At 68.0% G+C, this 6,000-nt stretch carries 8 protein-coding genes; 4 read left to right on the top strand and 4 right to left on the bottom strand.

The window, feature by feature from the left end; genetic code table 11:
- Nucleotides 1–639: FAD-dependent oxidoreductase (locus AB7O82_RS05840; RefSeq protein ID WP_428618892.1), on the bottom strand; the 639-nt coding region annotated here is incomplete at its 3' end.
- Nucleotides 640–683: 44 nt separating this feature from the next.
- Complete coding sequence (locus tag AB7O82_RS05835) at nt 684–881, bottom strand: succinate dehydrogenase assembly factor 4 (RefSeq protein ID WP_428618889.1); 198 nt, start codon at nt 879–881, stop codon at nt 684–686.
- A 59-nt stretch (nt 882–940) separates the two neighbouring features.
- Between AB7O82_RS05835 and htpX the strand changes: the two genes are divergently transcribed.
- Entirely contained in the window at nt 941–1,864 is a 924-nt protein-coding gene (gene htpX / locus AB7O82_RS05830; protein WP_428618887.1) for a zinc metalloprotease HtpX, read from the top strand.
- Between the two features lie 59 nt (nt 1,865–1,923).
- Here htpX and AB7O82_RS05825 read toward each other — a convergent pair whose 3' ends face one another.
- Complete coding sequence (locus AB7O82_RS05825; protein WP_428618885.1) at nt 1,924–2,307, bottom strand: nuclear transport factor 2 family protein; 384 nt, start codon at nt 2,305–2,307, stop codon at nt 1,924–1,926.
- On the bottom strand, nt 2,304–3,362 hold the full coding sequence (locus AB7O82_RS05820; RefSeq protein WP_428538332.1) for a DNA recombination protein RmuC: 1,059 nt from the start codon (nt 3,360–3,362) through the stop codon (nt 2,304–2,306). The genes AB7O82_RS05825 and AB7O82_RS05820 overlap by 4 nt, the downstream gene beginning before the upstream one ends.
- Before the next feature lie 62 nt (nt 3,363–3,424).
- On the opposite strand from AB7O82_RS05820, the gene AB7O82_RS05815 reads away from it, so the two are divergent.
- The 3 genes from AB7O82_RS05815 to AB7O82_RS05805 are packed head-to-tail and all read left to right on the top strand — an operon-like array spanning nt 3,425 to nt 5,969.
- Nucleotides 3,425–4,105 carry a pyrimidine 5'-nucleotidase gene (locus AB7O82_RS05815; RefSeq protein ID WP_428538329.1) on the top strand — a complete coding sequence of 227 codons (681 nt, stop codon included), beginning with the start codon at nt 3,425–3,427 and terminating at the stop codon, nt 4,103–4,105.
- Entirely contained in the window at nt 4,063–5,037 is a 975-nt protein-coding gene (locus AB7O82_RS05810) for a ketopantoate reductase family protein (protein ID WP_428538326.1), read from the top strand. The genes AB7O82_RS05815 and AB7O82_RS05810 overlap by 43 nt, the downstream gene beginning before the upstream one ends.
- Nucleotides 5,034–5,969: a ketopantoate reductase family protein gene (locus AB7O82_RS05805; RefSeq protein ID WP_428618882.1), complete on the top strand. Its 936-nt coding sequence runs from the start codon at nt 5,034–5,036 to the stop codon at nt 5,967–5,969. Before AB7O82_RS05810 ends, AB7O82_RS05805 begins: the two co-directional genes overlap by 4 nt.
- The last annotated feature ends 31 nt before the right edge of the window (nt 5,970–6,000 follow it).

Genomic DNA, 6,000 nt, shown 5'->3' with positions numbered 1-6,000 from the left:
GAGATGGCCGGCGCGGCTCGCATACATGCCGCCGAAATAATAGTCCGAGGCGATCATTTCGCGCTGGCGCTCGCGCGGCACCATGTGGCTGCCGGCATTGGCATAGGTGTTGTAGGTCTCGACCTTGGCCGCCATGTCGGCGTAGTGGCGCGGCGTCCAGGCGCCGACGAAGCGGCCGTTCATCATCAAGCCGCACTCGATCCTTTCGCGGGCGATGATGTCGGTGAGCACGCTGAGCGAATCGGCGCCGGCGCCCATCAGCGCCGCCTTGTTGCGCTCGAACTCGTCGGCGATCGGGCTCTTGCCCCCCAGGCCCTTGCCGAGATTGGTGCCACCCGAGACCATGCCGCCGTTGCGCGTGCTGGCGCCGATGCCGAAGTCGCCGCGCTCCAGCACCACGGCGCGCGCGCCATTGCGGCAGAGTTCCAGCGCCGTCGACAGGCCACCGTACCCCGCGCCTACGATCACTACGTCGGTGCGCGCCGGCGGATCCTGCGACAGCGTGTTGCTGGGCTTCCACGCCTCCCACCACCACGGTGCCGCCTTGAAGTCGGGATGGAAGATGTCGCTACGCATGACCTGTGGCGTCTGCTTGCCGGGATTCTCGTCTTCCGGACCGCGGGCGTCTCGCCAGCTCATGATCATGAACATGAGCGGGCGAGACGCCCGCGGTCCAGAAGAGGCTAGAAATCCGTGACCCTGCCGTTGAATTGCCAGTCGCCGTAGCGCGTCGGTTCCGGCCCGGGCGGGCCGCCGATCTCCTCGACCTTCTTGATCAGGGCCTTTGCCGCGGCGTTGGGGTCGGCTGGCGGTGGTTCCGGCGAGGCGGCCCCCGGTTGCGGCGCGCCCTCGGGGGCGGTCGGTTTCCTTGCGTCGGTCATGGCGCCATGATGCCCGTCCCTGCCTTGATTCGCCACAGTCGGAAACCATCTTTGCGGCCATGAACTACTTTCGCACTGCCCTTCTTCTGGCCGCCCTGACCGGGTTCTTCCTGGTCGTGGGATACCTGCTGGGCGGCCAATCCGGTCTGGTCATTGCCCTGGTCGTGGCGCTGGGCATGAACCTGTTCGCCTACTGGAACAGCGACAAGATGGTGCTGCGCATGAGCAACGCGCAGGAGGTCGGGCCCAACGAGGCGCCCGAGCTCTATGGCATCGTTCAGGGGCTGGCCCAGCGCGCCGGCCTGCCGATGCCGCGCGTCTACGTCATCGACGAGGAGCAGCCCAACGCCTTCGCCACCGGCCGCGATCCCGAGCACGCTGCCGTGGCGGCGACGACCGGCCTGCTGCGCTACTTGAGCCGCGAGGAGATCACCGGCGTGATGGCGCACGAGCTGAGCCACGTCCGCCATCGGGACACTCTCACCATGACGATCGCGGCCACCCTGTCGGGCGCCATCGGCATGCTGGCGAGCTTCGGCGGCCTGATGGGCGGCGGCCGTGATTCGGAAGGTCGGCCGCTGGTCAATCCGATCGTGGCGATTGCCGCGATGATTTTGGCGCCGCTTGCCGCCACCCTGGTGCAGATGGCGATCAGCCGCAGCCGCGAGTACGAGGCCGACCGCATGGGTGCCGAGATCTCGGGCCAGCCGCAGTGGCTCGCCTCGGCGCTCGCCAAGCTGCATGCCGGCACACAGCAGATCCCCAACCGGGTGGCCGAGGCCAATCCGGCGACGGCGCACCTCTACATCGCCAACCCGCTGACCTCGGGCGGGCTCGCCAGCCTGTTCTCGACCCATCCGCCGATGGAGGAGCGCATCGCGCGGCTCGAGGCGATGGCGGGTTACCGCATGGCGCCGGCCATGTCGCCGAACGGTCCGTGGGCCTCGGCGTCCCAGTCGAGCCGTCGCGGCCCCTGGGGCTGACGTGTCATGTTGTTCCGGACCCGCGTGCGCCTGCGTTCGCGGTCCGGAAGACATGAAATCTACGCTTTCTCGACGATCTTCCAGAAAGAGTCCTTCTTCACCACCTTGCCGCCCCGGAAGCTGTAGAAATCGCATCCGCGGGCGGCGATAGGCTCGCCACTCGGGGTGGTGCCGGTGACGGTCCACTGCGAGATGCCCATGTCGCCATCGACATAGTGGGTGTCGTCGCCGTAGTGGACATCGGGCAGGCCCTCGAAGCGGCTGCGCAGCCCTTCGCGTATGGCAGCGGCGCCGACATGGCGGCGGCCCCATGGATCGGGACCGCGCGGCATTTCGAGCACCGCGTCCACGGCGAAGAAGCTCATGATGAGATCGAGATCGTGGGCGTTGAAGGCCTCCACAAGGGCCTTCAGAGTTGCAAGATTGGCGCCGGGCTCGTTCATTTCTGGCCTCCTCCTGGCGGCGGCAGCACCGCCGGTTCCTCTTCCAGCTCGACATCGAGAATTCGCTGGCCGCGCTTGGTGATGCGGTCGGCGGAAATGTCGACATCGCGCAGGTCCTTCTCGGTCTGGGCGAAGTGCGTCTTGAGCTTGTCGACGCGGTCGGTGAGCCGCCGCACGTCCTCGAGCAGCAGCCCGACCGTCTTCTGGATCTCGCCGGCCTGCTCGCGCATGCGCACGTCCTTCAGCACGGCGCGCACGGTGTTGAGCGTTGCCATCAGCGTGGTCGGCGAGACGATCCAGACGCGGGCGCGGTAGGATTCCTCCACGAGGCCCGTGAAGCTCGCATGCAGCTCGGCATAGACCGCCTCGGAGGGCAGGAACATCAGCGCCGACTCGGCCGTCTCGCCGGCCACGATGTACTTGTCGCGGATGTCGGCGATGTGCTTGCGGATGGCCTGCTGGAAACCGCGCTGGGCGGCCTGCAGGGCGACGCTGTCGCCGGCCGGGATGGCGCGCAGCGCGTTGTAGCTCTCGAGCGGGAACTTGGCGTCGATGGCGATCGCGCCCGGTGGATTGGGCAGCTTCAGCACGCAGTCGGCGCGCACGCCGGTCGACAGCGTGCACTGGAACTCGTAAGCCTGCGGCGGCAGGGTGCTCTGCACCAGGTCGGCCAGCTGGACTTCGCCGAAGGCGCCGCGCGCCTGCTTGTTGGACAGCACCTCCTGCAGGCTCACCATCTGGGTCGACAGCTCACCGATTTTCTTCTGCGCCGCGTCGATGCGGACCAGGCGTTCGCGCAGGTCGGTGACGATCTGGTCGGTTGCCTTCTCGGTCCGCTCGAGCCGCTCGACGACCACCTTCGCCAGGGCCTGCTCCTGCTCGCGCAGCGAGCGCTCGACCCGCTGCACCGTCTCGGCCTGCTGGCCGAGGGCCAGGGCGAGCTGCTGGCGCATCGCCTCGGCGGCCCCGCTATCGCCGCGCCGCAGCACCACGAACAGCAGGATACCCGCCAGCACGATGACCGCGACACACAGGGCATAGACGAGATTTTCCATCGCGAGGGTTATAGGCGGCCGGCTCGACAAGCGCACGGCCGGCGGCTAAGCAAATGCTCCACATGCCTCCCCAACACGATCCCGACGTCTGGCTGTTCGACCTCGACAACACGCTGTACCCGGCGCGTTGCAATCTGTTCGCCCAGATCGATGTCCGTATCGGCCGCTACATCTCCGACTGGCTCAAGGTCGATGCCGAGGAGGCGCGCCGGGTGCAGAAGCAGTACTGGCGCGACCACGGCACCTCGATGCGCGGCATGATGAGCCTGCACGGCGTCGATCCGCGCCACTATCTCGACTACGTGCACGACATCGACTATTCGCCGGTGCAGCCCGACCCCTCGCTCGAGGCCTCGCTGGCCGCCCTGCCGGGGCGCAAGCTGATCTTCACCGCGGGCGACGTGCCGCACGCCGAACGGGTCATGGAGCGACTCGGCGTGGCGCACCATTTCGAGGCGATCTTCGACATCGTGGCGGGCGACTACTGGCCCAAGCCGCACAAGCAGATCTACGAGCAGCTCGTCAGCAGGCACGGCGTCGATCCGACCCGCGCCGCCATGTGCGACGACATCGTGGTCAATCTCAAGCCGGCCCGCGACATGGGCATGCGCACGGTGTGGATCCGCACCGACGAAAGCGTGAAACGCGCCGAAGGCCTCGACCTCGACCATATCCACCACCAGACCGACGATCTCGCGACGTGGCTCGCCGACTGGGTGGCTGCAAGGAAAACCCGGAAGTGAAGATCCTGATCCTGGGCGCCGGCGCAGTCGGCGGCTATTGGGGCGCGCGCCTGACGCAGGCCGGCGTCGACGTCACTTTCCTGTTGCGCGAGCAGCGCGCGGCGCTGGTGAAGGCCAACGGCCTGGTGGTGAAAAGTCCCAAGGGAGACTTCACCGTGCCGGTGAAGGTCGTGACCAGGGGCGACGACGGCGGGCCCTACGACGTCGTGATATTGGCCTGCAAGGGCTACGATTTGGACTCGGCCATCGCTTCGATCGCGCCGGCCGTCGGTTCCGACACCACCATCGTGCCGATGCTGAACGGCCATGCCCACTTCGCCACGCTGGATGCGAAATTCGGCGCGGCGCGCGTGGCGGGCGGCCTCGCGCGCATCTCCGGCATGCTGGGACCCAACGGCGAGATCCTGCACAGCGGCGCCTCGGGCGTGTCGTTCGGCGAGCGGGACGGCAAGGCGCCGCGCAAGGCACTGACCGAGCTCGACGCGGCCTGCAGGAAGGCTGGCATCGACGGCGGCTTGAACCCCGACATCAACCAGGACCTGTGGGACAAATGGGTGATGCTGGGCACCATCGCCTCGATGTGCGCGGCCATGCGCGGCACGGTGGGCGACATCGTCGCCGCCGAAGACGGCGCCGCGCTGATGCGCGAAACCCTCGACGAATGCTGCAAGGTCGCGGCGGCCGCGGGTCACGCGCCCAGCGCCAAGGTGCGGGCCGGGCTGGAATCCGGCCTGACGCAGCCGGGCGGCAAGGCCGTGGCCTCGATCCTGGGCGACATGGAGAAGGGTGGCGCGGTCGAAGCCCGCTCGATCGTGGGCGACATGCTGATGCGCGCCCGCAAGGCAGGCGTGGCCGCACCAAACCTGCGCTTTGCCTATGCCCATCTGCAGGCCTATGAAGCGCGCCGCGCGCGCGGAGGATTGAAGCAGTGAAGACCCTGATCCTGGGCGCCGGTGCGATCGGCGGCTACATTGGCGGCCGCCTCCATCAGAGCGGCGCCGACGTGACGTTTCTCGTCCGGCCGGCCCGGCGCGAGGCGCTGCAGCGCGATGGCCTGGTGATCAGGAGCCCCAAGGGCGACATTACCCAGACGGTGAAGACGGTTCGCGGCGGCGCGGAAGGTGGTCCCTACGACCTGGTCCTGCTGACCTGCAAGGCCTACGACCTCGACTCGGCGATCGAGGCCGTGGCACCGGCGGTCAAGCCGGGCGTGACGGTGGTGCCTCTGCTGAACGGCATGCGTCATCTCGATATCCTCGACGCCAAATTCGGCGCCGCCAGCGTGGCTGGCGGACTGGCGCGGATCGGCGTTGCGATGTCACCCAAGGGCGAGATCCTGCACACCAGCCCGTTTGCCGCCATCTCGTTCGGGGAGCGCGACGGCAAGCCGGCGCGATCCGCTCTGGCCGAGCTCGATGCTGCGGTGAAGAGGTCCGGCCTCGATGGCGGCCTGCACGGCAACATTATCCAGGATTTGTGGGACAAGTGGATCATGCTGTGCACCCTGGCGTCGATGTGCTGCCTGATGCGCGGCACCGCGGGCGACATCCTGGAGGCGGACGAGGGCCAGGCAATCATGCTCGAGACCGTCGAGGAATGCCGCAAGGTCGCCGCCGCGGCAGGCTTCGACCCGGGCGAGGCAGGCATGTCCGTCGTGCGCGCCTTCTTCACCCAGAAGGGCTCGCGCTTCGCCGCCTCGATGCTGCACGATCTCGAGAAGGGCTCGATGGTCGAGGCCGACCATGCGATCGGCGACATGATCGCGCGAGCCAGGAAGGCCGGCATCGCGACGCCCAACCTGCGCCTGGCCTACGCCAGTCTCCAGGTCTACCTCGCCCGCCGCGCCCGCGGCGGCATCGGCTAGCAGCCGATGTGGGCTCATGCTGGACCGCGGG

The organism is Reyranella sp. (genome assembly GCF_050185545.1).
Taxonomy (GTDB): Bacteria; Pseudomonadota; Alphaproteobacteria; order Reyranellales; family Reyranellaceae; genus Reyranella.
The sequence above is the reverse complement of the archived record's forward strand: the minus strand, read 5'-3'. Positions and strand labels throughout refer to the sequence as shown.